At 68.2% G+C, this 26810-nt stretch carries 28 protein-coding genes and 2 pseudogenes; 21 read left to right on the top strand and 9 right to left on the bottom strand.

Annotated features, from left to right (window positions below; translation table 11 throughout):
- A pseudogene (locus ACR2JI_RS01230) lies at positions 1–274 on the top strand (threonine dehydratase); the annotation flags it as partial.
- On the opposite strand, the gene glgX reads toward ACR2JI_RS01230, so the two are convergent.
- The 3 genes from glgX to sucT form a co-directional block, all read right to left on the bottom strand.
- Positions 271–2418: a glycogen debranching protein GlgX gene (gene glgX / locus ACR2JI_RS01225; protein ID WP_526387175.1), complete on the bottom strand. Its 2148-nt coding sequence runs from the start codon at positions 2416–2418 to the stop codon at positions 271–273. The pseudogene ACR2JI_RS01230 and the gene glgX overlap by 4 nt on opposite strands.
- 40 nt (positions 2419–2458) lie before the next feature.
- Positions 2459–3454, bottom strand: a complete 996-nt coding sequence (locus tag ACR2JI_RS01220) for a hypothetical protein (RefSeq protein WP_526387171.1) — start codon at positions 3452–3454, stop codon at positions 2459–2461.
- A 142-nt stretch (positions 3455–3596) separates the two neighbouring features.
- Positions 3597–5735, bottom strand: a complete 2139-nt coding sequence (gene sucT, locus ACR2JI_RS01215; RefSeq protein WP_526387169.1) for an acetyltransferase SucT — start codon at positions 5733–5735, stop codon at positions 3597–3599.
- Positions 5736–5822: 87 nt separating this feature from the next.
- Between sucT and bioA the strand changes: the two genes are divergently transcribed.
- The 7 genes from bioA to ACR2JI_RS01180 are packed head-to-tail and all read left to right on the top strand — an operon-like array spanning position 5823 to position 11410.
- The gene (gene bioA, locus ACR2JI_RS01210) at positions 5823–7142 is read left to right on the top strand and encodes an adenosylmethionine--8-amino-7-oxononanoate transaminase (protein WP_526387167.1); all 1320 of its coding nucleotides are present in this window, start codon (positions 5823–5825) and stop codon (positions 7140–7142) included.
- Between the two features lie 5 nt (positions 7143–7147).
- Positions 7148–8299, top strand: coding sequence for an 8-amino-7-oxononanoate synthase (gene bioF, locus ACR2JI_RS01205; RefSeq protein ID WP_526387165.1), 1152 nt, complete (start codon positions 7148–7150; stop codon positions 8297–8299).
- On the top strand, positions 8296–8964 hold the full coding sequence (bioD, locus tag ACR2JI_RS01200) for a dethiobiotin synthase (protein ID WP_526387163.1): 669 nt from the start codon (positions 8296–8298) through the stop codon (positions 8962–8964). The genes bioF and bioD overlap by 4 nt, the downstream gene beginning before the upstream one ends.
- 1 nt (position 8965) lies before the next feature.
- Positions 8966–9502: a 2'-5' RNA ligase family protein gene (locus tag ACR2JI_RS01195; RefSeq protein ID WP_526387161.1), complete on the top strand. Its 537-nt coding sequence runs from the start codon at positions 8966–8968 to the stop codon at positions 9500–9502.
- Between the two features lie 56 nt (positions 9503–9558).
- Positions 9559–10554: a biotin synthase BioB gene (gene bioB, locus ACR2JI_RS01190; protein ID WP_526387173.1), complete on the top strand. Its 996-nt coding sequence runs from the start codon at positions 9559–9561 to the stop codon at positions 10552–10554.
- A complete protein-coding gene (bsaP, locus tag ACR2JI_RS01185) occupies positions 10554–10781 on the top strand; it encodes a biotin synthase auxiliary protein BsaP (RefSeq protein ID WP_526387159.1) in 228 nt (75 codons plus the stop codon). Before bioB ends, bsaP begins: the two co-directional genes overlap by 1 nt.
- The gene (locus ACR2JI_RS01180; RefSeq protein WP_526387157.1) at positions 10778–11410 is read left to right on the top strand and encodes a DUF2567 domain-containing protein; all 633 of its coding nucleotides are present in this window, start codon (positions 10778–10780) and stop codon (positions 11408–11410) included. Before bsaP ends, ACR2JI_RS01180 begins: the two co-directional genes overlap by 4 nt.
- On the opposite strand, the gene ACR2JI_RS01175 is transcribed toward ACR2JI_RS01180, so the two are convergent.
- Both ACR2JI_RS01175 and ACR2JI_RS01170 read right to left on the bottom strand, forming a co-directional pair.
- Entirely contained in the window at positions 11373–12704 is a 1332-nt protein-coding gene (locus tag ACR2JI_RS01175; RefSeq protein ID WP_526387155.1) for a lipase family protein, read from the bottom strand. The two genes, ACR2JI_RS01180 and ACR2JI_RS01175, sit on opposite strands and share 38 nt — an antisense overlap.
- A gap of 57 nt (positions 12705–12761) precedes the next feature.
- Positions 12762–13463 carry an NUDIX domain-containing protein gene (locus ACR2JI_RS01170; RefSeq protein WP_526387153.1) on the bottom strand — a complete coding sequence of 234 codons (702 nt, stop codon included), beginning with the start codon at positions 13461–13463 and terminating at the stop codon, positions 12762–12764.
- A 48-nt stretch (positions 13464–13511) separates the two neighbouring features.
- Between ACR2JI_RS01170 and nadA the strand changes: the two genes are divergently transcribed.
- The 3 genes from nadA to nadC are packed head-to-tail and all read left to right on the top strand — an operon-like array spanning position 13512 to position 17004.
- Positions 13512–14555: a quinolinate synthase NadA gene (gene nadA, locus ACR2JI_RS01165; protein ID WP_526387151.1), complete on the top strand. Its 1044-nt coding sequence runs from the start codon at positions 13512–13514 to the stop codon at positions 14553–14555.
- Complete coding sequence (locus ACR2JI_RS01160) at positions 14552–16150, top strand: L-aspartate oxidase (protein WP_526387149.1); 1599 nt, start codon at positions 14552–14554, stop codon at positions 16148–16150. Before nadA ends, ACR2JI_RS01160 begins: the two co-directional genes overlap by 4 nt.
- Positions 16147–17004: a carboxylating nicotinate-nucleotide diphosphorylase gene (gene nadC, locus ACR2JI_RS01155; protein ID WP_526387147.1), complete on the top strand. Its 858-nt coding sequence runs from the start codon at positions 16147–16149 to the stop codon at positions 17002–17004. The genes ACR2JI_RS01160 and nadC overlap by 4 nt, the downstream gene beginning before the upstream one ends.
- Before the next feature lie 11 nt (positions 17005–17015).
- Here nadC and ACR2JI_RS01150 read toward each other — a convergent pair whose 3' ends face one another.
- Together ACR2JI_RS01150 and ACR2JI_RS01145 are read right to left on the bottom strand one after the other, a co-directional pair.
- Entirely contained in the window at positions 17016–17429 is a 414-nt protein-coding gene (locus ACR2JI_RS01150) for a nitroreductase family deazaflavin-dependent oxidoreductase (RefSeq protein WP_526387145.1), read from the bottom strand.
- 43 nt (positions 17430–17472) lie between these two features.
- Entirely contained in the window at positions 17473–18102 is a 630-nt protein-coding gene (locus ACR2JI_RS01145) for a LysE family translocator (protein WP_526387143.1), read from the bottom strand.
- A 72-nt stretch (positions 18103–18174) separates the two neighbouring features.
- Here ACR2JI_RS01145 and hisD point away from each other — a divergent pair, with 72 nt between their 5' ends.
- Genes hisD through hisI form a run of 8 tightly spaced genes read left to right on the top strand, consistent with a single transcriptional unit; the run spans position 18175 to position 24564 of the window.
- A complete protein-coding gene (hisD, locus tag ACR2JI_RS01140; RefSeq protein ID WP_526387141.1) occupies positions 18175–19503 on the top strand; it encodes a histidinol dehydrogenase in 1329 nt (442 codons plus the stop codon).
- On the top strand, positions 19500–20648 hold the full coding sequence (locus tag ACR2JI_RS01135; protein WP_526387139.1) for a histidinol-phosphate transaminase: 1149 nt from the start codon (positions 19500–19502) through the stop codon (positions 20646–20648). The genes hisD and ACR2JI_RS01135 overlap by 4 nt, the downstream gene beginning before the upstream one ends.
- Positions 20645–21253 (top strand): imidazoleglycerol-phosphate dehydratase HisB, encoded by a 609-nt coding sequence (gene hisB / locus ACR2JI_RS01130; RefSeq protein WP_526387137.1) that lies wholly within the window; start codon positions 20645–20647, stop codon positions 21251–21253. The genes ACR2JI_RS01135 and hisB overlap by 4 nt, the downstream gene beginning before the upstream one ends.
- Positions 21250–21870, top strand: a complete 621-nt coding sequence (gene hisH / locus ACR2JI_RS01125; protein WP_526387135.1) for an imidazole glycerol phosphate synthase subunit HisH — start codon at positions 21250–21252, stop codon at positions 21868–21870. Before hisB ends, hisH begins: the two co-directional genes overlap by 4 nt.
- 5 nt (positions 21871–21875) lie before the next feature.
- On the top strand, positions 21876–22610 hold the full coding sequence (gene priA, locus ACR2JI_RS01120) for a bifunctional 1-(5-phosphoribosyl)-5-((5-phosphoribosylamino)methylideneamino)imidazole-4-carboxamide isomerase/phosphoribosylanthranilate isomerase PriA (protein ID WP_526387133.1): 735 nt from the start codon (positions 21876–21878) through the stop codon (positions 22608–22610).
- Complete coding sequence (locus tag ACR2JI_RS01115) at positions 22611–23435, top strand: inositol monophosphatase family protein (RefSeq protein ID WP_526387131.1); 825 nt, start codon at positions 22611–22613, stop codon at positions 23433–23435. It abuts the gene before it with no gap.
- Complete coding sequence (gene hisF, locus ACR2JI_RS01110) at positions 23435–24220, top strand: imidazole glycerol phosphate synthase subunit HisF (RefSeq protein WP_526387129.1); 786 nt, start codon at positions 23435–23437, stop codon at positions 24218–24220. Before ACR2JI_RS01115 ends, hisF begins: the two co-directional genes overlap by 1 nt.
- The gene (gene hisI, locus ACR2JI_RS01105) at positions 24217–24564 is read left to right on the top strand and encodes a phosphoribosyl-AMP cyclohydrolase (RefSeq protein ID WP_526387127.1); all 348 of its coding nucleotides are present in this window, start codon (positions 24217–24219) and stop codon (positions 24562–24564) included. Before hisF ends, hisI begins: the two co-directional genes overlap by 4 nt.
- A 19-nt stretch (positions 24565–24583) precedes the next feature.
- On the opposite strand, the gene ACR2JI_RS01100 is transcribed toward hisI, so the two are convergent.
- Positions 24584–24961: a DUF5997 family protein gene (locus ACR2JI_RS01100; RefSeq protein ID WP_526387125.1), complete on the bottom strand. Its 378-nt coding sequence runs from the start codon at positions 24959–24961 to the stop codon at positions 24584–24586.
- Positions 24962–24991: 30 nt separating this feature from the next.
- On the opposite strand from ACR2JI_RS01100, the gene ACR2JI_RS01095 reads away from it, so the two are divergent.
- On the top strand, positions 24992–25705 hold the full coding sequence (locus ACR2JI_RS01095) for a LysR family substrate-binding domain-containing protein (RefSeq protein WP_526387123.1): 714 nt from the start codon (positions 24992–24994) through the stop codon (positions 25703–25705).
- A gap of 7 nt (positions 25706–25712) precedes the next feature.
- Here ACR2JI_RS01095 and ACR2JI_RS01090 read toward each other — a convergent pair whose 3' ends face one another.
- Complete coding sequence (locus ACR2JI_RS01090) at positions 25713–26168, bottom strand: peroxiredoxin (protein ID WP_526387121.1); 456 nt, start codon at positions 26166–26168, stop codon at positions 25713–25715.
- Positions 26169–26224: 56 nt separating this feature from the next.
- On the opposite strand from ACR2JI_RS01090, the pseudogene ACR2JI_RS01085 reads away from it, so the two are divergent.
- Positions 26225–26810: pseudogene (locus tag ACR2JI_RS01085) on the top strand (anthranilate synthase component I); the annotation flags it as partial.

Below are 26810 nucleotides of genomic sequence, written 5' to 3'. Positions count from 1 at the left end.
GGTACACCTGGGCCTTAAGCACTACTTCCTGGTGGATTTCCCACAGGAACCGGGTGCCTTGCGGCGTTTCCTCGACGAGGTACTCGGCCCGAACGACGACATCACGCTTTTCGAGTACGTCAAGCGCAACAACCGGGAGACCGGTGAGGCGCTGGTCGGTATCGAACTCGGATCGGCCGCCGATTACGACGGGCTGCTGGGCCGGATGGCCGAGTCGGGCATGGGTGTCGAGGCGCTCGAGCCCGGCTCGCCCGCTTATCGCTATCTGACCTAGCCGGTCCTCTTGAGCACGGTCACCGAGTGCCCCTGCCGAGTCAGCTTTGTGCCCGCCGCAACGACCTGGTGTCCATCGGATGGGTCGAAGGTGTCGATCACCACGGTCCACTCCCGGGCGTACGGACCCTCGGGGATGACGAAGTCCACCGGGTAGGCGTGCGCGTTGAAGCACAGCAGGAATGAGTCGTCGAGAATGCGTTCGCCGCGGACGTCCGGTTCCCGCAGGGCCTCGCCGTTGAGTCCTACCGCCACAGATTTGATGCCCGAATGCCAGTCGTCGGAGTTCATCTCGACGCCCTCTCGGGTGAGCCAGTAGATATCGCGCATCTGATGGCGGCTGTCGGATGGCCGGCCGTCGAAGAAGCGCCGACGCCTGAACACCGGGTGCGCCTTCCGCAGAGCTGTCACCTTGCGGGTGAACTCCAGCATGTCGGCGTACTGTCCGGCATCACCCCAGTTGATCCACGCGATGTCGTTGTCCTGGCAGTAGGCGTTGTTGTTGCCGCGCTGGGTGCGGCCGACCTCGTCGCCGTGACTGATCATCGGCGTGCCCTGTGAGAGAAGCAGAGTGGTGATGACGTTGCGCATCTGACGGTGCCGCAGTGCGATGATCTCCGGATCGTCGGTCGGCCCTTCAACCCCGCAGTTCCACGACCGGTTGTGGTTCTCGCCGTCGCGGTTGTGCTCGCCGTTGGCGTCGTTGTGTTTCTCGTTGTAGGACACCAGATCCGCCAGTGTGAAGCCGTCGTGACAGGTGACGAAATTGATGCTGGCGGCAGGGCGGCGCCCGGTGGCCTCGTAGAGATCCGCGGAACCGGTCAGGCGTGCTGCGAACTCGCCCAGCGCCGCCGGCTCACCGCGCCAGTAGTCGCGGACGGTGTCGCGGTACTTACCGTTCCACTCCGTCCACAGTCCGGGGAAATTGCCCACCTGGTATCCACCCTCGCCGATATCCCAGGGCTCGGCGATCAACTTGACCTGGCTGATGACCGGATCCTGCTGGATGATGTCGAAGAACGCCGAGAGTCGGTCGACGTCGTAGAACTCCCGCGCAAGTGTGGAGGCCAGGTCGAAGCGGAAGCCGTCGACGTGCATCTCGAGCACCCAGTACCGCAGCGAGTCCATGGTCAGCTGCAGGGTGTGCGGGTGGCGGGCGTTGAGGCTGTTGCCGGTTCCGGTGAAATCCTTGTAGAGCCTCAGGTCGCCGTCGAGCAGACGGTAGTACGCAGCGTTGTCGATACCGCGGAAGTTGATCGTGGGCCCGAGATGGTCGCTCTCGGCGGTGTGGTTGTAGACGACGTCGAGAATCACCTCGATGCCCGCATCGTGGAACGTCCGGACCATGTTCTTGAACTCGGCCACCGCGCCGGCCGGAGACTTGTTCGCCGCGTACTGGTAATGCGGGGCGAGGAACCCGAATGTGTTGTAGCCCCAGTAGTTCCGCAGGCCCAGATCCAACAGCCGCTTATCGTGCATGAACTGATGGATCGGCATGAGTTCGATCGCGGTGATGTTCAGTGACAGCAGGTGTTCGATGATCGCCGGGTGGGCCAGTCCCGCGTAGGTGCCGCGTAGTTCCGGTGGCACCGCGGGGTGGGTCTGTGTCATGCCCTTGACGTGAGCCTCGTAGATGATCGTCTCGTGATAGGGCGTCCGCGGTGCGCGGTCGGAGCCCCAGTTGAAGTAGGGGTTGATCACCACGCTTGTCATGGTGTGGCCCAGTGAGTCGACCATCGGCGGTGTGCCACCGGAGGCGGCGTGTTCGGCGTTGAGATCGTAGGAGTACAGCGCCTGGGTGAAATCGAAGTCCCCGTCGAAGGACTTGCCGTACGGATCGAGCAGCAGCTTGCTCGGATCGCACCGGTGTCCGGCCGCCGGGTCCCACGGGCCGTACACCCGGAAGCCGTACCGCTGTCCGGGGGTGATCATCGGCAGATAGGCGTGCCAGACGAAACCGTCCACCTCGTCGAGTTCGATCCGGCTCTCCGACCAACGCCCGGCGCCGTCGTCACCGATCAGGCACAGCTCGACCCGCTCGGCGATCTCGGAGAACAGTGAGAAGTTGGTCCCGGCGCCGTCATAGGTGGCGCCGAGCGGGTAGGCGGTGCCCGGCCACACGGCGGGTTTGGAGGTGGCCACCAGACGACCTTAGTCACCGGCCGCCGACGGCGGACGGCTTAGCTCACCTTCGACGCGCTCCGTCGGACCCATGCCGGCGCACGCCGGCGGCCGCGGCCGGCTTGCTCTGGTGCTGGTCGATCCCGACGACGACCACGTAGTTGTGGCTCCCCGGACCGGCGGTGGCGGAGCTGCGCTGACCCACCACGATCGCCACGTCGTCGGAGTTGCCGCTGCCGATCGTGTCGCCTGCCACGGCAGAGTTGCCGTTGCCCCACACCGCCGCGACATTGAGGTCACCGTGGGCGGCGTAGGCCGTATTGGCCGCATTGGCAGCGGTGAAGAATCCGGTCCAGGCCAGGTTGAGGTTGCCGTACGACGCGGTGGCCGAGGACCCGTCACCGATGGCGCGCGCGAGATTGCCGATGCCGTCGGACACCGCTGCTCGGGCCCCGATGCTTCCGCCGAGCAGATGGGGAAGGGTGGCGGCCCGGGCGACGCTGAAGCTGCCGAATTGGGCGTTGGCTTGGCTCCGATACCCGAAGGATCGGGCGAATTGCGCCGTTCCCCTGATTGCGACGGCGCTTGTCTCGTACCCGAAAGCACGGGCGACTTGGAAATTGCCGCCGAGTCCAGCGGCCGCCACGCTGCGGTCCCCGATGGCGCGAGCAAGACCGAAGTTGCCGTTCTCGGCCTGCGCGCTGGCCCCGGGACCGAATGCCCGAGCGAGGTTGAAAAAACCGATCGGATCGCCTGACGCGGCGGCGTCGCCGCCGGCGATGGCCAACGAACCGGTGCCTAAGGCTCGCGCGATGTTGAAGCTGCCCGTCGCCGGGCCGAGGTCCGGATCAGCGGCCCCGCCGGCGATGGCGGCGGCGTCGGTTCCGATGGCGATCGCCAGATTGAACACGCCGCCGACGGCAGTGGCGGTCGCGTTGGCTCCGATGGCGATCGCCCACTGCAACGGGCCACCCGACGAGCACGATGCGCCGCCGGTCTGGAACGTGCCCAGTCCCGTCGACACGCACGCGTCGAGAGCCTGCGCCGGTGCCGGACTCACGGCGGTGACCAGAGCGCCTGCCATCGCACCGGCCAACAGTGCGCCGGCTATTCGAGGGCCGCACGGGAGGGCCGAAGCTCGATGATTCGTCATAACGACCGCCTCTCTGCCTGAAAGTCCGGTGACCGTAACACGGTTGGACTCACCACCAGCCGGTCGCGGCACCCATCTGGCGGCCCAGTTCCGGGGTCAGGGTCCGCATGTAGGTGGCCGACAGGTGATGGGCGTCGTGGTAGAGCAGCACATTGCCCTCGATGGCGCGGCAGTAGTCGTCCCGGCACACCGCGTCACTCATATCGAGCACCTTCAGCAACGGGAACTGGTTGATGAAGTCGAGTGTCTGGTTACGCGCAGAGAGCACCTCGGAGCGTTTGATACCGCAGGACACCGCATCCCCGCTCTTGGCCAGGCAGTCGGCCGGGATGAACGGTTTGCCGTCACGCACCAGCCAGGGAGTGTCGCGCATGGCAAGAATCGGAATCTTATTGGCGGACAGGGTCTTCCAGATGCCGATATACGTCGATGGCATCACATCGCCGGGTTTGATGTTCCACGGCCGGGTCGATGTGGTGAATACGAAGTCGGGCCGATCCTTGATCAGCTTGGCCATCACCCTGTCGTTCCACTCGCGGCACTTCGGGTAGGGCCGGTTGTCACCCATCACCAGCGGACGCTGCTCGGTGGTCAACGGGCAGCCCATCTTCAGATAGGTGACCACTTTGAAGCCGTGCTGCCGGCCGAGAATGTCGAGCGCGGTGATCCAGTGCTCGGCATGTGATCCGCCGGCCAGTGCGATGGTCCGGGTGGCTGCCAGGTCGCCGTAGGTGCAGTTGATGATGCCGGTGTTGTCGAAGTCGCTGATGCAACCGTCGTTGGTGGATTTGGGAACGTCGTCGGCGGCTTCGAGCACGGTCGGCCGGAATGGCAGTTGCGGCACTCGGGCACCGTCGAGCAGGGCGTGCGCTCCCGGGTAGTCGGTGCTGGACAGGCCCAGGAGTTCGTTGCCGCTCGCCCGCTGCGCGGCGGCGTGTCCGCGCCAGGCGAAGGAACTCGCGACCAGGACGACGGCCAGCACGGCCACCGCGATGCCGCCTACTCGGGTTGCGCGACCCCGGCCGTCGTCGCGCTGGCCTCGATGACGCAGCGGCTCCTCTACGAACCGCATCGTGAGATAGGCCAAGCCGCCGGAGATCAGCAGGATGACCAGTCCGTCCCAGAACCCGGCATGCGGGTGGCCGGTGGAGGCCAGCCAGAAGATCAGCAACGGCCAGTGCCAGAGGTACAGCGAATAGGCCATCGAGCCGAGCGTCACCAGCGGACCCGCGGCGAGCAGCCGGTTGGGCAGCGGCATCCGCCCCTCGGTCGAGGGTTGACCGCCGAGATTGGCCCCGGACAGGATCAGCAGCATCGCCGCACCCACCGGGACCAGCGCCCAGGGGCCGGGAAACTGCTTGACCCCGTCGATCAGGGCACCACAGGACAGGATCGCCAGCAGTCCGATGCCGGCCAACAGCGTCCGAAGCCAGGTCGGCCAGGTGATGCGGGGGAGCGCCGCGCCCACCAGGACGCCCAGCAGCAGTTCCCACGCGCGGGCGAAGCTGTCGTAGTACGCGGTGGTCTGATCGCTGGAGTGGGCGATGATCGCGTAGACGAAGGATGCCACCGTCAGCACTGTCAGCACCGCGATGAAGGCCGGCCGTAACCGCGTCCCCAGTCGCTTGCGCAGCAGCGCGGTCATCCCGAGCGCCAGCACGAGGAACGCGATGTAGAACTGTCCCTGTACCGACATCGACCAGATGTGCTGCAGCGGGGACACCGCCTCGCTGGCCCGCAGATAGTTTGACGCCGTCGCCGCCAGCTCCCAGTTCTGGTAGTAGCCGAGACTGGCCAGGGTCTGGTCGGCGAATGTCTCCCAACGGGTTTCGGGCTGGACGAGGATCGTCAGCAGCATCGCAGCGGCGAGCACCACGATCAGCGCGGGCAGCAGCCGCCGGCCCAGTCGCCTGATATGCGGTATCGGCGACAACGCGGAGCCGGGCGTCAGCGCTTTGCGCAGTAGTGAACTGCCGAAGAAGAAGCCCGACAACGCCAGGAACACGTCGACCCCGCCGGACACCCGGCCGAACCAGACGTGGAACAGGGCCACCAAGGCGATGGCGACCCCGCGCAGGCCGTCCAGATCGTGACGGTAGCCGCCCGCGAACCTGGCGCCGGTCGCCGCGATCTCAGCGGGCGGCAGCGGCGCCGGGGCGGCAGGCCGGGTCGGGGTCAGCAGCATCATGTCGCCAGTGAATCTACCCAACGGCGGGTGAATGATTGCTGAACACTGCTGGTCGTCGGGGTTCGGCTGCCCGATAGGCTGCCCAACGTGTCGTCGTTGACCCCCGGGCAGATCAGCGCCATCGACGCCGCGCATGTCTGGCATCCCTACAGCACCATCGGGACCCCGGATGATCCCAGGGCGATGACGCCGGTGGTCGCGGTCGGCGCCAAAGGCGCCTGGCTGACGCTGGACACCGACGGCGCCGAGGTTCGGGTCCTCGACGCGATGGCGTCCTGGTGGACCGCGATCCACGGTCACGGACATCCCGTTCTGGATGCGGCGATCACCCGCCAGCTGGCGACGATGAACCACGTCATGTTCGGCGGGCTTACCCACGAACCGGCGGCCCGGCTGGCCCAGCTGCTGGTCGACATCACCCCGGCGGGTTTGGACACGGTGTTCTTCTCCGACTCCGGCTCGGTGTCGGTCGAGGTCGCGGTCAAGATGGCACTGCAGTACTGGCGCAGTATCGGCCGGTTCGGCAAGAACCGGCTGATGACCTGGCGCGGCGGCTACCACGGCGACACCTTCACCCCGATGAGCGTCTGCGACCCCGACGGCGGTATGCACTCGCTGTGGCGGGACGTGATGGCCGAGCAGGTCTTCGCCCCGCCGGTCCCGTCGCACTACGACCCGGCCTATATGGCCGTCTTCGAAGCCCAGTTGCGCGACCATGCCGACGAACTTGCCGCTGTGATCGTTGAGCCGGTGGTTCAGGGTGCCGGCGGGATGCGATTCCATGACCCCCGGTATCTGACGGACCTGCGCGCGGTCTGCGACCGCAATGACGTCCTGCTCGTCTTCGACGAGATCGCCACCGGCTTCGGCCGCACGGGTGAGCTGTTCGCCGCCGACCATGCCGGTGTCACTCCCGACGTCATGTGCGTCGGTAAGGCGCTCACCGGCGGCTACATCACGCTGGCGGCCACGCTGTGCACCCGTCGGATCGCTGAGACGATCAGCGCGAGCGAGGCCGGGGCGCTCATGCACGGACCCACCTTCATGGCCAACGCCCTGGCCTGCGCGGTGGCTGTGGCCTCGGTGGAGGTGCTGCTGCAGCAGGACTGGCGCAGCCGGGTCGCAGAGATCAGTGCCGGACTGACCGCCGGGCTCGAGCCGGCCCGGGCCCTGCCGGGTGTCGCCGACGTCCGGGTCTGCGGTGCGATCGGGGTGATCGAGACCGACCAGCCGGTGGACCTGCGTGTCGCCACCCCGGTGGCGATCGACAACGGAGTGTGGCTGCGCCCTTTCCGCAATTTGATCTATGCGATGCCGCCGTTCATCTGCACACCGGCGGAGATCGACCAGATCGCCTCGGCCATGGTGGCCGTCGCCGGGGCCCTGGCTCAGAAGGCCCTAGGGTAGAGCCGATGCCCTCCCGCACTGACACGTCGCCACTGGCCTGGCTCGCCGCGAGCGAGCAGCAGCGCCGGCGGGCCGGGCTGCACCGCACACTGCGGGCGCGGCCGGCGGTGGCTTGCGAATTGGACCTGGCCTCGAACGACTACCTTGGCTTGGCGCACCACCCCGATGTCATCGAGGCCGGCGTGCGGGCTCTGCGTACCTGGGGGTCGAGTTCGACGGGTTCGCGGCTGGTGACCGGCAACACCGCGCTGCACGAGGAGTTCGAGTCCGCACTGGCCGGCTTCATCGGGGCCGAGGCGGCTCTGGTGTTCTCATCGGGCTACACCGCGAATCTCGGTGCAGTGACAAGCCTTTCGGGGCCGGGTTCGCTGGTGATCTCCGATGCATCATCACACGCCTCGCTGGTCGACGCCTGCCGGCTGTCCCGGGCTCGTGTGGTCGTGACACCGCATCGCGACGTCGATGCGGTGGCCGCGGCGCTGGCCTGCCGCGACGAGGAACGGGCTCTGGTCATCACCGACTCATTGTTCAGCGCAGACGGCGCCGTGGCGCCGCTTCGCCGGCTGCACGAGGTGTGTCGCGCGCACGGAGCCGTGCTCCTGGTCGACGAGGCGCACGGACTCGGTGTGCGCGGCGATGGTGGGCGCGGACTGCTGCACGAGGTCGGTCTGGCCGGGGCTCCCGATGTCGTGGTGACCACGACGCTGTCCAAGGGGCTGGGCAGTCAGGGCGGCGCGGTACTGGGGTCGGAGGGGCTGCGCGACCACCTGATCGACACCGCCCGGCCGTTCATCTTCGACACCGGACTGGCCCCGGCCGCGGTCGGTTCGGCACTGGCGGCCCTGCAGATCCTGGCGGCCGAGCCGTGGCGGCCGCAGGCCGTGCTGGCGCACGCGCGGCGGCTGGCCGAGGTCTGCGATGTGCCGGAGGTACCGGAGTCCGCGGTGGTGTCGGTGGTGCTCGGCGATCCCGATGTCGCGGTGGCGGCAGCGGCCGCATGCCTGGAACAGGGCGTGCTGGTCGGCTGCTTCCGGCCGCCGAGTGTTCCGGCCGGCACCTCGCGGCTGCGGATCACCGTTCGTGCCGTGCTGGCCGATGACGATCTGGACCTCGCCGGGCGGGTGCTGACGTCGGTGCTGGCAACCGCCCGCCGATGACCGTTATCGCCATCACCGGCACCGGCACCGGGGTGGGCAAGACCATCGCCACCGCCGCCCTCGCCTGTCACGCTCGCGCCGCGGGGATCGACGTCGCGGTATGCAAGCCGGTGCAGACCGGCGCTGACGATGACCTCGCCGTCGTGAGCCGGCTCTCCGGCGCGACGGATCTGGTGTCGGTGGCCCGCTATCCCGATCCCCTGGCCCCGGCCGCCGCCGCGGCCGCCGTCGGCCGGCCGTTGCCGGAAGCTGACGAGATCGTCGCGGCGGTTCGCGCCGTCGACCGGCCCGATCGGCTGACCCTGGTCGAGGGAGCCGGTGGCCTGCTGGTCGAAATTGCCGGGTCGGGAATCACACTGCGTGATCTTGCGGTCGACCTGGATGCGGCTGTTCTGGTGGTGTGTGCGGCCGGACTCGGCACTCTCAACCATGTCGCGCTGACACTGGAAGCCCTTGAGAACAGAGGCCTTTCGTGTGCGGGACTCGTCATCGGATCCTGGCCGGCCGATCCCGGCATGGCCGAGGATTACAACCGCGGCGCCCTCGCGCGGATGGCGCCGGTGCGTGCGGTGCTGCCGGCCGGTGCCGGCGAACAGTCACCATCGCAGTTCGCGGAAATGAGCCGCCAGGCCTTCGACACCGCCTGGGTCGCCGGGTTGAGTTGAGATGGCTCACTCCATCGAGGTGCTCCTCGACGACCGCAGCGACGAGGTGATCCGGGCACAGTGGCAGACCCTGGCCGATGCCGACCTGCCCAGCCAGATGCGGGTGAAATCGCCGACCAACCGGCCGCACATCACGCTGCTGGCCGCCGAGCGGATCAGTCCGGAGGTCGACGACGACCTTCGCGCGCTGGCCGATTGGCTGCCCGTTGAGTGTGTGGTCGGCGCCGCACTGGTCTTCGGCGGGCATTCGTCGACCCTGGCCCGGCTGATCGTCCCGTCGGCCCGACTGCTGGATCTGCATGCGGAGGTCTGCCGGCTGACCCTTCCGCATATCACCGGGGAACCCTTCGGTCATTGCATGCCGGGGCGCTGGACCCCGCACGCGACCCTGGGGCGGCGGTTCACCGCTGAGCAGATCGGACCCGCGCTGGCCGCCGTGCAGGAGCCGGACGGCGGTGCGGCGGATTTTGGTGCCCGAATCGTCGGCATGCGCCGCTGGGACAGCGACCAGCGGGTCGATCAACTTCTGATCGGCTGACACCAACTTCTGATCGGGTCCGTCGGTGCACTAACCTGTCCTGCGTGACTCAGGCAGTGATGGACGTCCTCGCGCAAGCCCGTGAGCAGGTACTCGAGCGTGGCGAGGGGTTGTCCCGCGAGCAGGTGCTCGACGTGCTGCAGCTGCCCGACGACCGGCTCACCGAACTGCTGGCACTGGCGCACGAGGTACGGATGCGCTGGTGCGGTCCCGAGGTCGAGGTCGAGGGAATCATCAGTCTCAAGACCGGCGGCTGCCCGGAGGATTGTCACTTCTGCGCCCAGTCCGGATTGTTCGCCTCCCCGGTGCGCAGCGCCTGGCTCGACGTCCCGAGCCTGGTGGAGGCGGCCAAGCAGACCGCCAAGTCCGGCGCCACCGAATTCTGCATCGTCGCCGCGGTCCGCGGTCCCGACGAACGGCTGCTGGCCCAGGTGGCCGCCGGTATCGAGGCGATCCGCAACGAGGTCGAGATCCACATCGCCTGTTCGCTGGGCATGCTCAGCCAGGAACAGGTGGACCGGCTGGCCGGTATGGGTGTGCACCGCTACAACCACAACCTGGAGACCGCGCGCTCATTCTTCACCAACGTGGTGACCACCCACACCTGGGAGGAGCGCCGGGACACCCTGCGGATGGTGCGCGAGGCCGGTATGGAGGTCTGCTGCGGCGGCATCCTCGGGATGGGCGAGACCCTGGAACAGCGCGCCGAGTTCGCCGCCGAACTTGCGGAGCTCGACCCGCACGAGGTGCCGCTGAACTTCCTCAACCCACGGCCGGGCACACCATTCGGCGATCTCGAGGTGATGCCGGCCGCCGAGGCGCTCAAGTCCGTTGCCGCCTTCCGGTTGGCGTTGCCGCGCACCATGCTGCGGTTCGCCGGCGGCCGTGAGATCACCCTCGGAGATCTCGGTGCCAAGCAGGGCATCCTCGGCGGTATCAACGCCGTGATCGTCGGCAACTACCTCACCACTCTGGGCCGTCCCGCCGAGTCCGATCTGGAACTGCTCGAGGACCTGCAGATGCCCATCAAGGCTCTCAACGCCACCATCTGATGGTCGAAGAACAGCCGGCACCGGTCGGCGCGGGGGTCTACAACGTCTTCACCGGTGAACCGGCCGGAGGCGAGGTCCCGGCGGCTGCCCGCCTCGGCCTGGAGCCGCCGAGGTTCTGTGCCCAGTGCGGACGACGGATGAAGGTGCAGGTTCGTCCCGACGGCTGGTGGGCTGAGTGCTCCCGGCACGGTCACGTCGATTCGACTGTTCTGGAGACCCGCCGATGATTCGTTCCCGCCGCAATGCCGCGTGGAAAATCATTGTCGGACTTGTTGTCTCGGGTGCGATGCTCGGTGCCGTGTGGGCCGTCATCGCACCGGCCATCCACACCATCACCGGCCTGGCGAAGTCCGGTGATCGGGTGGACGGCTTCCTGGGCAGGGAAGCCGACAACGTGTTCGTGGCATCGGCGATGTTCATCGGATTGTTGTCGATGCTGGCGGTCATAGCCGCCGTGGCGGTCTGGCAGTGGCGGGCCCACCGCGGACCGCTGATGGTGATTGCATTATGGATCGGCATGACGGCCGCGGGCGGTGCGGCGGCCGGCACCGGTGTCGCACTCGCGCACTGGCGCTATGGAACGCCCGACCGCCAGGGCGTGCTGCTGACTCCGGAGAACCGGATCGCCTACTTCACCGAGGCGCCGCCGGTCTTCATGGGGCACAGTGTCGTTCAGGCGGCGGTGACACTGCTGCTGCCGACAGCGCTGGCCGTGCTGGTCTACGCGCTCATGGTGGTCGCGACGCCGCGGGATGACCTCGGCGGTTGGCCGCCGGAACGCGGCCGGCGAAGCAGCGGACCCGAAGCCGGGCCGAAAATCACAACGGCTGGAACGGAACCCGTCCACCCAGCATGACCCGCCCGACGATGCCACCCAGGCGCCACATCCCGGCGTAGGTGATCGGGTTGAACAGCGTGGGCCAGGTGGTGCGGATGCTGTGTGATTCCAGTGGGCGGCCGGCGAACCGGTCGTTGAGCCACCGCAGAGTCATCGGCGCCGACATCGGGTGCAGCAGCATGTGCTCGCTGAACATGTCCCGGTGATAGGTCAGCTTCGCGCCGCCTGCTGAATACAGATGGGCCAGCTCATCGATGTCGTCGACGTTGATCACCGAATCATGCACTGCCTGCACCAGCAGCACCGGCGGCCCGGGGACGGCGGTACCGAGCCGGATGGCATCGAAGACCTCTCGAACCTCCGGCAGGGCGAGCACATCGTTCAGCGGCGGTACGAGTAGATCGTCGACGTCGGCGCGGAACATCCGGACGATCGCCTCAAGGGTGGTCATCCGCTCCAGGCTCTTCAGCGTCGCGCGGCCATCCTCGGTGCAGTGCTCGTCGACAACTCCGCCCAGGCCGGGAAAGGTGTTGGCCAGTGATGCGATCACCAGTGCCGGCAGGCCCGCCCAGCGGGATCCGTTGAGCCGCAGGAAGGTGTTGCCCAGATCGCCGACCGGCGAACCCAGCACCGCGCCGACGAGATTGAGTTCCGGTGCGTAGTCGGCGTGCATCTCAGCCGCCCATGCGCTGGCGAGACCGCCGCCGGAGTAGCCCCACAGCCCGACCCGGCTGTCGGCGGCCAGGCCGAAACTCTCGAAGCTCAGGGTGGCGCGCAGGCCGTCGAGCACCCGGTAGCCGGGTTCCCGCGGGGCGCCCCAGGAGCCGTCCGGACCCTCGTGGTCCGGTATCGAAACCACCCAGCCCTCGGCCACTGCGGCAGCGGCCAGAAGGTACTCGAACTGCGACAGGGAGCCAACCGCCTTGGCGCCGCGGCGCAGTGTGTAGGACGGGAAGCAGCGTGACGTCACGGCGTCGATGGCGCACTGGTAGGACACCACATGGCGGACGTGGTTGCGGGCATGGCCCGCCGGCACCAGGACCGTGGTCACGGTGGCCTGCGGCTCCCCGTTGAGATCGCTGGTGCGGTAGAGCAGCTGGGTGGCCCTGACCTTCTGCGGGATCAGGCCCATGAAACCGAGCTGGACGTCGCGGGACCGCAGGACGGTGCCCGGTTCAGCGTGATGGAAGCCCTCGGGAGGTTCGTAGAACGGGTCCTTGGCGGGCAGCACGGGGCGCTCGCCGCGCCGCAGCGCCTGATGCGGGGCCCGGCCGATCCATTCGGGACTGACGGCCCCACTGGCGATTGTCATGGCCCCTCCATTAAACCTAAGAATCGCCTAAGAATCCAGTTGCCGCGCGCGGTGGACTCAGCGCGGAGCGCCCGGTGGACGCAGCGCTGCGAACTCGTCGGTGACCCTCAGCAGCGACTCGGTGAAGCGATACAGCTTGGCCGGCCGGCCGCCGCTTCGGCCCGGGTTGGTGGTCGTTCCGGTCGGTGTGATCACCGCGCGCCTGGCCAGCACTCGCTGCAGGTTGGTGGCATCCACCGGATAGCCCAGTGCGGCGCTGTAGATATCGCGCAGGGTCGACAGCGCGAATTCCCTTGGGGCCAGGGCGAATGCGATGTTGGTGTAGGACAGCTTGGCGACCAGCCGGGCGCGCGCGTCGGCCACCATGGGCCCGTGGTCGAACGCCATCGGCGGCAGATCGTTGACCGGATGCCAGCGGGTGTCCGACGGCAGCGCCGGCGTGGCGGGGGAGGGCACCAGCCCGAGGAAGGTCGACGCGATCACCCGCTCGCCGGGTACCCGGCGCGGATCGGAGAACACCGCCAACTGTTCGAGGTGAGCGACCTCACGCAGGTCGACCTTCTCGGCGAGCTGGCGTCGTACCGAATCGGTGAGGTCCTCGTCGGCGTCGATCCGGCCGCCGGGCAGCGACCATTTGCCGCGTTCGGGCTGCAGGGCCCGCTGCCATAACAGCACGTGAAGGCCGGGTTTGCCGGAGGGCAGTTCGCGGACCTGGAATACGACGGCCAGCACCTCGTGTTGGGTGCTAGTATTACGCATGTTTTCGATTGTAAGTCGAAAACCTCGAACGCAGAACAGGAGGCGGCCATGTCCGTCCTGAATCCTGACGTGCTCGACGCCATGACGGCCCGCATCGTCGACGGTCCCGGAGGTTTCACCGGTGTCGAGGGTGACGCCGACTGGGCCGCCCAGGTCCGCCGGCTGGCCACCCGGCGAAACGCCACCATCCTGGCCCACAACTATCAGCTACCGGCCATCCAGGACGTCGCCGACCACGTCGGTGACTCGCTGGCGCTGTCCCGCATCGCCGCCGAGGCCCCCGAGGACACCATCGTGTTCTGCGGCGTGCACTTCATGGCCGAGACCGCCAAGATCCTCAGCCCCGCCAAGACCGTGCTGATCCCCGACCAGCGTGCCGGTTGCTCGCTGGCCGACTCGATCAACGCCGACGAACTCGCCGCCTGGAAGGCCGAGTTCCCGGATGCGGTGGTGGTGTCCTACGTCAACACCACCGCCGCGGTGAAGGCGCTGACCGATATCTGCTGCACCTCGTCCAATGCCGTCGAGGTGGTGAACTCCATCCCGGCTGACCGGGAGGTGTTGTTCTGCCCGGACCAGTTCCTCGGCGCGCATGTGCGCCGGATGACCGGCCGGAAGAATCTGCACATCTGGGCCGGCGAGTGCCATGTGCACGCCGGTATCAACGGTGATGAGCTGGCCGCCCGGGCCCGCAGCCATCCCGACGCCGAACTGTACGTGCACCCGGAGTGCGGGTGTGCCACCTCGGCGCTCTATCTCGCCGGTGAGGGGGCCGTCCCGGACGACCGGGTCAAGATCCTGTCCACCGGCGGCATGCTCGACGCCGCGCGGACCTCGCACGCCAAGCAGGTTCTGGTGGCCACCGAGGTCGGCATGCTGCACCAGTTGCGCAGGGCTGCACCGGAGATCGACTTCCAGGCGGTCAATGAACGGGCGTCGTGCAAGTACATGAAGATGATCACGCCGGCGGCTCTGCTGCGGTGCCTGTCCGAAGGTGCGGACGTGGTCGACGTCGACCCGGAGACAGCGCGCCTGGCGCGGGCCAGTGTCACCCGGATGATCGGGATCGGACAGCCCGGCGGTGGGGAATGAGCAGGCGCATCGCCTGCGGCGCCGGTAGCGGCGGCGTCGACTGGCAACAGCGGGCTGACGTCGTGGTGATCGGCACCGGGGTCGCCGGGCTGGCCGCCGCCCTGGCGGCGCACCGCAACGGCGCCCGCACCGTGCTGCTGAGCAAGGCCGCGGAGACGGCGACCTTCCACGCCCAGGGCGGGATCGCGGTGGTGCTGCCGCGCACCGACGACACGATTGAGGCGCACGTCCGCGACACCGTCACCGCCGGCGCGGGACTGTGTGATCCGGAGGCGGTCCACTCGATCGTCGCCGATGGCTACCGGGCGGTGTCGGATCTGGTCGCCGACGGCGCCCGGTTCGACGAGACCGCGCCCGGCCAGTGGGCGCTGACCCGCGAGGGCGGACACTCCACGCGCCGGATCATCCACGCCGGCGGGGACGCCACCGGAGCCGAAGTGCAGCGCGCGCTCGACCAGGCCGCCGCCGCACTCGACATCCGTCGTAACCACACTGCGTGCGAGGTGCTGCACTCAGACGGTCCCTCGGACGAATCCGGTGTCACCGGGGTGCTGGTTCACAACCTTGACGGCATCGGCATTGTGCACGCCCCAGCGGTCATCCTGGCCACCGGCGGACTCGGCCACCTCTACAGCGCGACCACCAACCCCGAGGGCTCCACCGGCGACGGTATCGCGCTGGCGCTGTGGGCCGGGGTCGAGGTGGCCGACATCGAGTTCATCCAGTTCCATCCCACGATGCTGTTCGACCCGCACGGCACCGGTCGTCGGCCGCTGATCACCGAGGCGCTGCGTGGCGAGGGTGCGGTGCTGCGCGACGCACGGGGAGATTCGGTCACCGCCGGTGTGCACCCCCTGGGCGACCTCGCTCCGCGCGATGTGGTCGCGGCGGCGATCGAGGCCCGGCTGCGGTCCAGCGGGGACGACTGCGTATTCCTCGATGCCCGCGGCGTCGGGGATTTCGCACGGCGGTTCCCCACCGTCAACGCCGCCTGTCGCGCCGCCGGTATCGACCCCACCCGGGATCCGATTCCGGTGGTCCCCGGTGCCCACTACAGCTGCGGCGGGGTGCGCACCGATGTGTTCGGCCGCACCAGCCTGCCGGGTCTTTTCGCAGCCGGTGAGGTCGCGAGGACCGGGATGCACGGTGCGAACCGGCTTGCCTCCAACAGTCTGCTCGAGGGTTTGGTGGTGGGGGCCCGGGCCGGCCGTGGAGCCGCCGATCATGCCGCAGCATCGGGCCAGCCGATGGCGAAAGCCACTGGTGCACAGCGGTTGTCGCTGGAGCGGTCCGAACTGCAGCAGGCCATGACCCGGTGGGCATCAGTGGTCCGCGATGCCGACGGGCTCACGCGGTTGGATGCCACCTTGGACGGCGCCGTCGTCGGACGGATGGCCGGTCGCGCTGATTTCGAAGACGCGGCGCTCACCGCCACCGCGCGCGCCGTCGCCGCCGCCGCGCTGGCCCGCACCGAGACCCGCGGCTGCCACCACCGCAGCGACTTCCCCGAAACCGATCCGGCCCAGGCGGTGTCGATCGATGTGCGCACCGGTGCCGACGGCCAGGCCGCGGTCGGCGAGCCCGTTGCGCGATGAAGCTGACCGACGCCGAGCGCGATGAGGCGCTCATCACGATCCGTCGCGGCCTCGACGAGGACCTGCGCTACGGACCTGATGTCACCACAGAGGCGACCGTGCCGGCCGATGCCATGACGGTGGGGGCGCTGGTCGCCCGTGAACCCGGGGTGGTGGCCGGTGTGGACATCGCGCTGCTGGTCCTCGACGAGGTGTTGGGGCACGACGGTTACCGGGTGCTCGACCGGGTTCCGGACGGCACCCGGGTGGAGAGGGGCCAGAGCCTGCTGCGCGTCCAGGCCCAGACCCGCGGGCTGCTCACCGCCGAGCGCACCCTGCTCAACCTGATCTGCCACCTGTCCGGTATCGCCACCGCCACCGCCGCCTGGGTGGCTGCGGTCGACGGCACCGGTGCGGCGATCCGTGACACCCGCAAGACCCTGCCCGGGCTGCGGGCGCTGCAGAAGTACGCGGTGCGGGTCGGTGGCGGGGTCAATCACCGGATGGGCCTGGGTGACGCCGCACTGATCAAGGACAACCATGTCGCGGCGGCCGGATCGGTGGTCGCCGCGCTACGGGCGGTGCGGATGGGGGCCCCGGATCTGCCCTGCGAGGTCGAGGTGGACACCCTCGAACAACTCGACGAGGTGCTCGGCGAGGACGTGCAGTTGATCCTGCTGGACAACTTCCCGGTCTGGCAGACCCAGATCGCCGTGCAGCGCCGCGATGAGCGCGCACCCGGCGTCGGGCTGGAATCCTCCGGCGGGCTGTCCCTGGAGAGTGCGGCGCAGTACGCCGGCACCGGGGTGGACTACCTGGCCGTCGGCGCGCTCACCCATTCGGTTCGGGTGCTCGATATCGGCCTGGATCTGTAGCCCCTGCGCCGCTAGGCGATATCGGCGACGAATACGCCCACGCCGCGACGGCTCGCCATCTGTGCCATCCGGGGCAGCGACTGGTCCTCGGCGCCGGCCGGCACGATCCGCGGGTTCACCAGATGCACGTCGCGGCGACCCAGGGTCAGATCCGCCTCGCCTGCGGCCAGAATGTTCTTCACCCAGTTGGTCTTGCCGTGTGCCAGCATGATCGCCACCGTCTGCCCCCTACGGTAGGCGGAAACGGCCGTCTCGTAGGGCTTTCCTGACGTGCGGCCGCGGTGCTTGATGACGGTGATCCCCGGCATGAACCGCGCGATCGGCACCGCGATCGGGTTCATGAACTTGATCTGCAACCTTTCGAACCACACCGGGAACTTCATCGGCACGTCGGGGGAGTTATTGGGATGGTCCTCTCTGCGCATGGAGACCATCATGCGGCACGTGTCTCATGCCGCGGGCATCTCATCAGGGAGCGCGCCGCACCAGCGACAGTACGATCGCCGCGACCGCGAACATCCCGGACAGTGTCCGGTTCAGGATCTTCTGCTGGCGCGGGGTCCGCAGCCATGTCATCAGGCGGGCGGCCAGTCCGGTGTAGGCGCCCATGATCACCAGGTCGACGGCGACCATCGTCACGGCGATCGTCAGGTACTGCGGCAGCAGCGGACGTGTCGGCACCACGAACTGGGGCACCACCGCGAGCATGAACACCAGGCCCTTCGGGTTGGTGGCATTGACCAGAAACCCCCGGGTGAGCAGGGACCCCCGCCCGTCATCGCTATCGGTTCGGACCCGGGCGGTCAGATCTTCGGGTGTGGTGCGCCACTGCCGCACCGCCAGGTAGATCAGATACCCCACCCCCAGCCACTTGATGACGTTGAACACCACCAGGGATTTCGCCACCACCGCGCCCAGACCCACTGCGACCACCACCAGCTGGAGCATCAGTCCGATCTGCAGGCCGGCGATGCTCCAGGAGCCGCGGCGCAGGCCGTGGTTGAGCCCGGTGGCCATCGACTGCACCGCGCCCGCACCCGGTGAGATGCTGATCGCCAGCGCCGCCCCGACGAAGGCCAGCCAGAGGTCCGGTTGCATATCGGCACCCTACGATTCGGCCACCGGTAATTGATTTTCGTATCCGTGCCCCTGTCGGGGACAATCGATCCGATGACTGCCTTCGCGATGTCCCGGATCGACCTGCGCGGCCGTGCCCTGACCGCGGCCCAGCTGCGGGTGGCCCTGCCGCGTGGCGGGGTGGATGTCGACGCGGTGGTGCCCACTGTCAAACCCATCGTCGACGACGTCGCCGCACGCGGCGCGGTCGCGGCCCTGGAGTACGGCGAGAAGTTCGACGGCGTGCGCCCGGCGGCGGTCCGGGTTCCGGCCGCCGAGATTGAGGCTGCGCTCGACGAGTTGGACCCGGCCGTGCGCACCGCGCTTGAGGTGGCCATCGAGCGGACCCGCGCGGTGCATGCCGACCAGCGGCGCACCGACACCACGACGTTGTTCGACAACGGCGCCGCCGTCACCGAGCGCTGGGTGCCGGTGGAACGCGTCGGCCTCTACGTCCCGGGCGGCAATGCGGTCTACCCCTCCAGTGTGGTGATGAACGTGGTGCCCGCACAGGCCGCCGGTGTGCAGTCGCTGGTGGTCGCGAGCCCACCGCAGGCGGCGTTCGGCGGGCGGCCGCACCCGGCCATCCTGGCCGCGGCCCGACTGCTGGGCGTGACCGAGGTGTGGGCGGTCGGCGGCGCCCAGGCGGTGGCGCTGCTGGCCTACGGCGGCGTCGACACCGACGGCGCGGAGCTCTCTCCGGTCGACATGATCACCGGGCCCGGCAATATCTATGTGACTGCGGCCAAACGGATCTGCCGCTCCCAGGTGGGCATCGACTCCGAGGCCGGCCCCACCGAGATCGCGATCCTGGCCGACCACACCGCCGACCCCGTACACGTGGCTGCCGATCTGATCAGTCAGGCCGAGCATGACGTGATGGCAGCCGGTGTGCTGGTCACCGACAGCGACGAACTGGCCGCGGCCACCGAGGCCGAACTGGCCGTTCAGCTGACAACCACCAAGCACCACGACCGTGTGGTGGAGGCGCTGCGCGGGCCGCAGTCGGGCATCGTGCTTGTCGACGATCTCGACACCGGTGTGCGGGTGGTCAACGCATACGCTGCCGAACACCTGGAGATCCAGACCGTCGACGCCGCGGAGGTGGCATCCCGAATCCGTTCCGCAGGAGCGATTTTCGTCGGCGCCTGGTCCCCGGTCAGCCTCGGCGACTACTGCGCCGGCTCCAATCATGTGCTGCCCACCGCCGGATGTGCCCGGCACTCCAGCGGGCTGTCGGTGCAGACCTTCCTGCGCGGCATCCACGTCGTCGACTACACCGAGGCCGCGCTCAAGGATGTCGCCGGTCACGTGATCACACTGGCCAAGGCCGAAGACCTGCCTGCCCACGGTGAGGCCGTCCGCCGGAGGTTCGAGAGGTGACGCTGGGTGATCGGGTAGGTCTGGACGACCTGCCGTTGCGGGATAACCTGCGCGGCAAGTCGGCCTACGGTGCGCCGCAACTCGACGTTCCGGTGCGGATGAACACCAACGAGAACCCGCACCCGCCGAGCCGGGCACTGATCGACGACGTCGCCGAGTCGGTCCGGGCCGCCGCCGCCGATCTGCACCGCTACCCCGACCGGGATGCGGTCGAGTTGCGTCGCGATCTGGCCGCGTACCTGAGTGCGCGCACCGGCGTCGCGGTTGATCTCGAGAATATCTGGGCGGCAAACGGATCCAACGAGATCCTGCAGCAGCTGTTGCAGGCGTTCGGCGGCCCTGGCCGTACCGCAATGGGGTTCGTCCCGTCTTATTCGATGCATCCGATCATCGCCGACGGCACCCAGACCCGGTGGATCGAGGTTCCGCGCGCCGCAGACTTCGGACTGGACCTCGACGCCGCGGTCGCCGCCGTCGGTGAGCACAAGCCCGACGTGGTGTTCGTCACCAGTCCGAACAATCCGACCGGCCAGAGCCTGTCGCCGTCGGAACTGCGCAGGATTCTCGACGCGATGACCGGCGGCATGCTGATCGTCGACGAGGCGTACGGCGAGTTCTCCGATCAGCCCAGCGCCATCACATTGCTCGCCGAGTACCCGAACCGGTTGATCGTCAGCCGGACCATGAGCAAGGCCTTCGCCTTTGCCGGCGGCCGGCTCGGCTACCTGGTGGCCGCGCCGGCGGTCATCGAGGCCGTGCTGCTGGTGCGGTTGCCCTACCACCTGTCGGTGCTGAGCCAGGCCGCGGCACGTGCCGCGCTGCGGCACGCCGACGAGACCCTGGCCGGCGTGGCCGCGCTGGCGGGTGAACGCGACCGGGTCTGTGCTGCGCTGCGGGATATGGGTTTCCGGGTGATCCCCAGTGACGCCAACTTCGTGTTGTTCGGGAGCCCGAGATGGACGGGTGCCTCAGATGCTCCGGCGGCGTGGCGGCACTACCTCGAGGACGGGGTACTCATCCGCGATGTCGGACTCCCCGGATATCTGCGCGTCACCATTGGACTCGATTCGGAGAACGATGCGTTTCTTGCCGCCAGCCGGAGGCTGGCCGACACCGGCGCCAGCACGTCGATAGGAGCGTCATGACACGAACAGCGCGGATCGAGCGTAAGACCAAAGAGTCCGACATCGTCGTCGAACTCGATCTAGACGGCACCGGCAGGGTGAGTATCGACACCGGTGTGCCGTTCTTCGATCACATGCTCACCGCGCTGGGCACCCACGCCAGCTTCGACCTGTCGGTGACCGCCCGCGGTGATGTCGAGATCGAGGCGCACCACACCATCGAGGACACCGCGATCGTGCTGGGAACTGCCCTCGGCGAGGCGCTGGGGGACAAGAAGGGGATCCGCCGGTTCGGTGACGCGTTCATCCCGATGGACGAGACCCTGGCGCATGCCGCCGTCGACGTGTCCGGACGGCCGTACTTCGTGCACACCGGCGAACCGGAGTACCTGGTCGACTTCACCATCGCAGGATCTGCGGTGCCGTACCACACCGTGATCAACCGGCACGTCTTCGAGTCGCTGGCACTCAACGCCCGCATCGCGTTGCATGTGCGCACCATCTACGGCCGCGACCCGCACCACATCACCGAGGCGCAGTACAAGGCCGTGGCCCGTGCGCTGCGCCAGGCTGTGGAATCCGATCCCCGCGTTTCCGGAGTGCCGTCCACCAAAGGCATTCTGTGAGAGCACGTTCGGTGGTGGTTCTGGACTACGGCTCGGGAAACCTGCGGTCAGCTCAGCGGGCCCTGGAGCGGGTCGGCGCAGACGTCGAGGTCACCGCGGACCGGTCAGCGGCATTGGCCGCCGATGGGCTGGTGGTGCCCGGGGTCGGTGCCTTCGAGGCCTGCATGGCCGGGCTTCGCGGGATCGGCGGTGATGCGATCATCGCTGACCGGATAGCCGCGGGACGACCAGTTCTCGGTGTCTGTGTCGGCATGCAGATCCTGTTCGCTCGCGGCGTGGAGTTCGGCGTCGAGAGTTCGGGCTGTGGGCAGTGGCCGGGGTCGGTGACCAAGCTGGATGCGCCGGTGATCCCACATATGGGCTGGAACGTCGTCGATGCCGCGCCGGGAAGCCGGCTGTTCAAGGGCATCGAGGCCGATACCCGGTTCTATTTCGTGCACTCCTACGCCGCGCAGGTCTGGGAAGGCGATCCCGCCGCACTGCTCACCTGGGCAAATCATCACGTGCGTTTCCTGGCGGCCGTCGAGGACGGACCGCTGTCGGCGACGCAATTTCATCCGGAGAAGAGCGGTGACGCCGGTGCGGCACTGCTCGCCAATTGGGTAGAGGGACTGTGACAAACGTGCCACTGATCTTGTTGCCGGCCGTCGACGTCGTCGAGGGCCGTGCCGTACGGCTGGTGCAGGGCAAGGCCGGTAGTGAGACCGAGTACGGCTCCGCACTCGAGGCCGCGCTGACCTGGCAGCGTGACGGCGCCGAGTGGATCCACCTGGTGGACCTCGACGCGGCCTTCGGTCGTGGCTCCAACCGCGAACTGCTCGCCGAACTCGTCGGCCAACTCGACGTGCACGTGGAACTGTCCGGCGGTATTCGCGACGACGAGTCGCTGAAGGCCGCGTTGGCCACCGGCTGCGCCCGGGTCAACATCGGAACCGCCGCACTGGAGAACCCACTGTGGTGCGCTCGCGCGATCGCCGAGCACGGCGACCGGGTCGCCGTCGGTCTGGATGTGCAGATCGTCGATGGCGATCACCGGCTGCGCGGCCGCGGCTGGGAGACCGACGGCGGTGAGCTGTGGCAGATCCTGGAACGCCTTGACAGCGAGGGGTGTTCGCGATTCGTGGTCACCGACGTCACCAAGGACGGCACCCTCACCGGCCCTAACCTCGACCTGCTCGAGGGTGTCGCCGAATGCACCGATGCCCCGGTGATCGCCTCCGGCGGAGTGTCGAGCATTGATGATCTGCGTGCCATCGCGACCCTCACCGGCTCCGGTGTCGAGGGCGCGATCGTCGGAAAGGCGCTCTACGCCGGCCGGTTCACCCTGCCCGAGGCCCTCGCGGCGGTGAGCCGCTAAGTGGCCGCTGATCTCGCGGGCCCCGATTTCGAGGCACTGGTGGCCGCTGCCTCGGCGATTCTCGACGAGGCAGCGATACCGTTCCTGGCCGGACATCGGGCCCAGTCCGCGGTGGCCAAGAAGGGCAACGACTTCGCCACCGAGGTCGACCTCGCCATCGAACGGCAGGTGGTGGCCGCACTGGAGGAGACCACCGGAATACCGGTGCACGGCGAGGAGTTCGGCGGAGCCGCCCTTGATGCGCCGCTGGTCTGGGTGCTCGACCCCATCGACGGCACCTTCAACTACGCGGCGGGCTCACCGATGGCGGCCATCCTGCTGGGTCTGCTGCGCGACGGCGAACCCGTTGCCGGGCTGACCTGGCTGCCGTTCATGGATCAGCGCTACACGGCCGTGCACGGCGGACCGCTGCTGGTCAACGGCGTCGACCATCCGGTATTGCCGCAGGCATCCCTGTCGGATTCCATCGTCGGCTTCGGCACCTTCAACGTCGAGTGGGGCGGCCGATTCCCCGGCCGCTACCGGCTGGCGGCGCTGGAAGGCCTGAGCCGGGTCTGCTCCAAGATGCGTATGCACGGCTCGACGGGTATCGACATGGCCTATGTCGGAGCCGGAATCCTCGGCGCGGCAGTGAGTTTCGGCGGTCATGTCTGGGATCACGCCGCCGGAGTGGCGCTGGTGCGAGCGGCCGGTGGTGTGGTGACCGATCTGGACGGTCAGCCGTGGACACCGCAGACCCGCTCGACGCTGACCGCCGCACCGGGGGTGCATGAGCAGGTGCTGGACATCCTGCGCGGTCTCGGCGCCACGGAGCAGTACCGCTGATGGATCCCGGATCTGATCTGGCAGTGCGGGTCATACCGTGCCTGGATGTCGACGCCGGCCGGGTGGTCAAGGGCGTCAACTTCGAGAACCTGCGCGACGCCGGTGATCCGGTGGAACTGGCTGCCGTGTACGACGCCCAGGGCGCTGACGAGTTGACCTTCCTTGACGTCACCGCCTCCTCGTCGGGGCGGGCCACCATGCTCGATGTGGTGCGCCGCACCGCCGAGCAGGTGTTCATCCCGCTCACCGTCGGTGGCGGTGTGCGCGCTGTCGCCGATGTCGACGCACTGCTGCGGGCCGGCGCGGACAAGGTGTCGGTGAACACCGCCGCGATCGCCCGCCCGGAACTGCTTGCCGAACTTGCCCGGCAGTTCGGATCGCAGTGCATCGTGCTGTCCGTCGATGCCCGGACGGTGCCATCCGGCTCGGCGCCGACGCGTTCGGGCTGGGAGGTCACCACCCACGGCGGTCGGCAGGGCAGCGGGATCGATGCGATCGAATGGGCAACGCGCGGCGCCGAACTCGGCGTTGGTGAGATTCTGCTGAACTCCATGGATGCCGACGGCACCAAAGCCGGTTTCGACCTGCCGATGCTGCATGCGGTGCGGGCGGCGGTCACCGTGCCGGTGATCGCCAGCGGGGGAGCAGGCACAGTGGAGCACTTCGCGCCGGCGGTGCAGGCTGGGGCCGACGCGGTGCTGGCCGCCAGCGTCTTCCACTTCGGTGAGCTGACCATCGGCCAGGTGAAGGCAGCGATGGCTGCGGAAGGGATAACCGTCAGGTGATGTTGAATCCCGAGATCGCATCCAGGCTCAAACGCAATGCCGACGGTCTGTTCGCCGCCGTCGCCCAGGAGCGCGGCACCGGACAGGTGCTGATGGTCGCCTGGATGGACGACGAGGCACTGGCCCGCACCCTGGAAACCCGCGAAGCCACCTACTTCTCCCGCTCGCGCGGCGAGCACTGGGTCAAGGGCGCGACATCCGGCCACACCCAGCATGTGCACTCGGTGCGGTTGGACTGTGACGGCGACACCGTGCTGCTCGAAGTCGACCAGGCCGGCGCCGCCTGTCACACCGGCGAGCACACCTGTTTCGACGCCGATGTGCTGCTGGGGCCCGGGGACTGATCAGGACTGATCCGGGTAGCTAGGCCTTCTCCGCCCGCAGCGCCCTGAGCCGCCGCTCCTCGGTCAGCACGCTCTGATAGCTCTCGCGTTCGGCGATCAACCACTCCGGCTTGTCCTCGAGCAGGGCATTGATCGCGTCGGTGGTCAGCGCCTCGGTGATGCCACCGCGGGCCAGACCGGCGATCGACACGCCCAGTTTGGCGGCCACCAGGTTCTTCGGATGCGGCCCGTCCCTGCGGAGATCGGCGAGCCACTGCGGAGGGTCTGCCTGCAGGGCGGCGAGTTCGGTGCGGGTGGTCGGGTTCCGCTGGAACTCCGCGGGCGTTGCGGGCAGGTACACATCCAGCTTCTTCGCCGCCGTGGCGGGCTTCATGGACTGCGCATCAGGCCTGCTCATGCGGTCAAGGGTATCGGTAGCCTGGGGGGCGTGACCGCGCTCTCTCTCATCGTCGGTTACGTCCCCGGTGCCACGCCGGCGCGGTGGGCGCGCAACTGGGCGCAGCGTCATCCGGCGGTGACACTGATGTTGACGGGCCTCACGGCAGCCGACGCCGCCGCCGCGGTGCGGACCGGAGCCGTCGACCTGGCGCTGCTGCGGCTACCCACCGACACCACCGGCCTGGCCGTCATCGGGCTCTACGAGGAGACGACGGTGGTTGTGGTGCCGACCGATCATCTGCTGTCCGCGGCCGACGAGGTCGTCGCCGCGGACCTGGACGGCGAGCCGCGGTTGATGCCGCTCGACAACGTCGTTGACTGGGCGCAGGCCCCCGGAGCACCGATCGGCCATCGGCCCGAAACCACCTCTGCGGCAATCGAACTCGTCGCCGCCGGACTCGGTGTTCTCATTGTTCCGCAGTCACTGGCCCGGCTTCATCACCGCAAAGACCTCACCTACCGTCCGATCGCGGACGCGCCCGCCTGCACGGTGGCACTCGCCGTTCCGGAAGGTCCGCAGAGTGAACTCGTCGAGGAGTTCATCGGGATTGTGCGGGGTCGCACGCCCGGCTCGTCGCGGGGTCAGGCCGAGCAGACACCCAAGCGAACCGCCCGGGAGAAGGCGCTCGCCAAACAGGCCGCCCGCGCCGCGGCCACAAACCCGGCGCGTAAGCCGGGTCAGCCCAAGCGGGGCCGTCGCTGAGTCGGTTTCAGCGTGCCCGCAGCGTGCTCAGTGCCTTATCGGCGTGGGTGTCCATGTTGATCTCGCTGGAGATCACATCGAGCACCGTGCGGTCGGTGTCGATCACGAATGTTGAGCGCTTGACCGGAAGGAACTTGCCCAGCAGGCCGCGCTTGACGCCGAATATCTCCGCGACCCGGCCGTCGGCGTCGGACAGCAGCGGATAGTCGAAACGCTGCGAGTCGGAGAACTTCGCCTGCTTGGACACCGCGTCGGTGCTGATCCCCACCCGGGACGCGCCGACGTCGGCGAACTCGGAGGCCAGATCACGGAAGTGGCAGGCCTCCTTGGTGCAGCCCGGGGTCATCGCCGCCGGGTAGAAGAACAGCACGATCGGCCCGTCGGCGAGCAGGTCGCTCAGCGAACGCACCGTTCCGGTCTGGTCAGGTAACTCGAACTCCGGCACGCGGTCCCCAGTCTTCATGACGGCCACGCTATCGCCGGTCACCGAGAATGAACAGGTCTGGGAGGATGTACCCCGTGCAGTCCACCCTCGCCAGCACCACCACCCGCGACGAGTTCCGTGCGCTCGCCGCCGAGCACCGCGTGGTCCCGGTGACCCGCAAGGTGCTCGCCGACAGCGAGACACCGCTGTCGGCCTACCGCAAGCTCGGCGCCAACCGACCCGGCACCTTCCTGCTCGAGTCGGCCGAGAACGGCCGGTCCTGGTCGCGATGGTCGTTCATCGGCGCCGGGGCGCCGTCGGCGCTGACCGTTCGAGACGGCCAGGCGGTATGGCTGGGTTCGGTTCCCGAAGGAGCGCCGACCGGGGGCGACCCATTGGAGGTGCTGCAGAAGACGGTGCGGCTGCTCTCGACGGGCCCGCTGGCGGGGATGCCGCCGCTGTCCGGCGGAATGGTCGGCTTCTTCGCCTACGATTTCGTCCGCCGCCTGGAACGGTTACCCGTACTGGCCGTCGACGATCTCAAGCTGCCCGACATGCTGCTGCTGCTGGCCACCGACCTGGCCGCCGTCGACCACCACGAGGGCACCATCACGCTGATCGCCAACGCGGTGAACTGGAACGGCACCGACGACCGGGTCGACGAGGCCTACGACAACGCCG

This window comes from Mycobacterium sp. (assembly GCF_051006775.1).
Taxonomy (GTDB): domain Bacteria; phylum Actinomycetota; class Actinomycetes; order Mycobacteriales; family Mycobacteriaceae; genus Mycobacterium.
This window is presented reverse-complemented; position numbering and strand designations above follow the sequence as displayed.

Excerpts from the sequence above, each read along its gene's own strand:
- sucT (WP_526387169.1), bottom strand. The coding sequence starts at position 5,735 with ATGATGCTGCTGACCCCGACCCGGCCTGCCGCCCCGGCGCCGCTGCCG.
- bioF (WP_526387165.1), top strand. The coding sequence starts at position 7,148 with ATGCCCTCCCGCACTGACACGTCGCCACTGGCCTGGCTCGCCGCGAGC.
- bioD (WP_526387163.1), top strand. The coding sequence starts at position 8,296 with ATGACCGTTATCGCCATCACCGGCACCGGCACCGGGGTGGGCAAGACC.
- ACR2JI_RS01195 (WP_526387161.1), top strand. The coding sequence starts at position 8,966 with ATGGCTCACTCCATCGAGGTGCTCCTCGACGACCGCAGCGACGAGGTG.
- bsaP (WP_526387159.1), top strand. The coding sequence starts at position 10,554 with ATGGTCGAAGAACAGCCGGCACCGGTCGGCGCGGGGGTCTACAACGTC.
- ACR2JI_RS01180 (WP_526387157.1), top strand. The coding sequence starts at position 10,778 with ATGATTCGTTCCCGCCGCAATGCCGCGTGGAAAATCATTGTCGGACTT.
- ACR2JI_RS01175 (WP_526387155.1), bottom strand. The coding sequence starts at position 12,704 with ATGACAATCGCCAGTGGGGCCGTCAGTCCCGAATGGATCGGCCGGGCC.
- ACR2JI_RS01170 (WP_526387153.1), bottom strand. The coding sequence starts at position 13,463 with ATGCGTAATACTAGCACCCAACACGAGGTGCTGGCCGTCGTATTCCAG.
- nadA (WP_526387151.1), top strand. The coding sequence starts at position 13,512 with ATGTCCGTCCTGAATCCTGACGTGCTCGACGCCATGACGGCCCGCATC.
- ACR2JI_RS01160 (WP_526387149.1), top strand. The coding sequence starts at position 14,552 with ATGAGCAGGCGCATCGCCTGCGGCGCCGGTAGCGGCGGCGTCGACTGG.
- nadC (WP_526387147.1), top strand. The coding sequence starts at position 16,147 with ATGAAGCTGACCGACGCCGAGCGCGATGAGGCGCTCATCACGATCCGT.
- ACR2JI_RS01150 (WP_526387145.1), bottom strand. The coding sequence starts at position 17,429 with ATGCGCAGAGAGGACCATCCCAATAACTCCCCCGACGTGCCGATGAAG.
- ACR2JI_RS01145 (WP_526387143.1), bottom strand. The coding sequence starts at position 18,102 with ATGCAACCGGACCTCTGGCTGGCCTTCGTCGGGGCGGCGCTGGCGATC.
- hisD (WP_526387141.1), top strand. The coding sequence starts at position 18,175 with ATGACTGCCTTCGCGATGTCCCGGATCGACCTGCGCGGCCGTGCCCTG.
- hisB (WP_526387137.1), top strand. The coding sequence starts at position 20,645 with ATGACACGAACAGCGCGGATCGAGCGTAAGACCAAAGAGTCCGACATC.
- hisF (WP_526387129.1), top strand. The coding sequence starts at position 23,435 with ATGGATCCCGGATCTGATCTGGCAGTGCGGGTCATACCGTGCCTGGAT.
- ACR2JI_RS01100 (WP_526387125.1), bottom strand. The coding sequence starts at position 24,961 with ATGAGCAGGCCTGATGCGCAGTCCATGAAGCCCGCCACGGCGGCGAAG.
- ACR2JI_RS01090 (WP_526387121.1), bottom strand. The coding sequence starts at position 26,168 with ATGAAGACTGGGGACCGCGTGCCGGAGTTCGAGTTACCTGACCAGACC.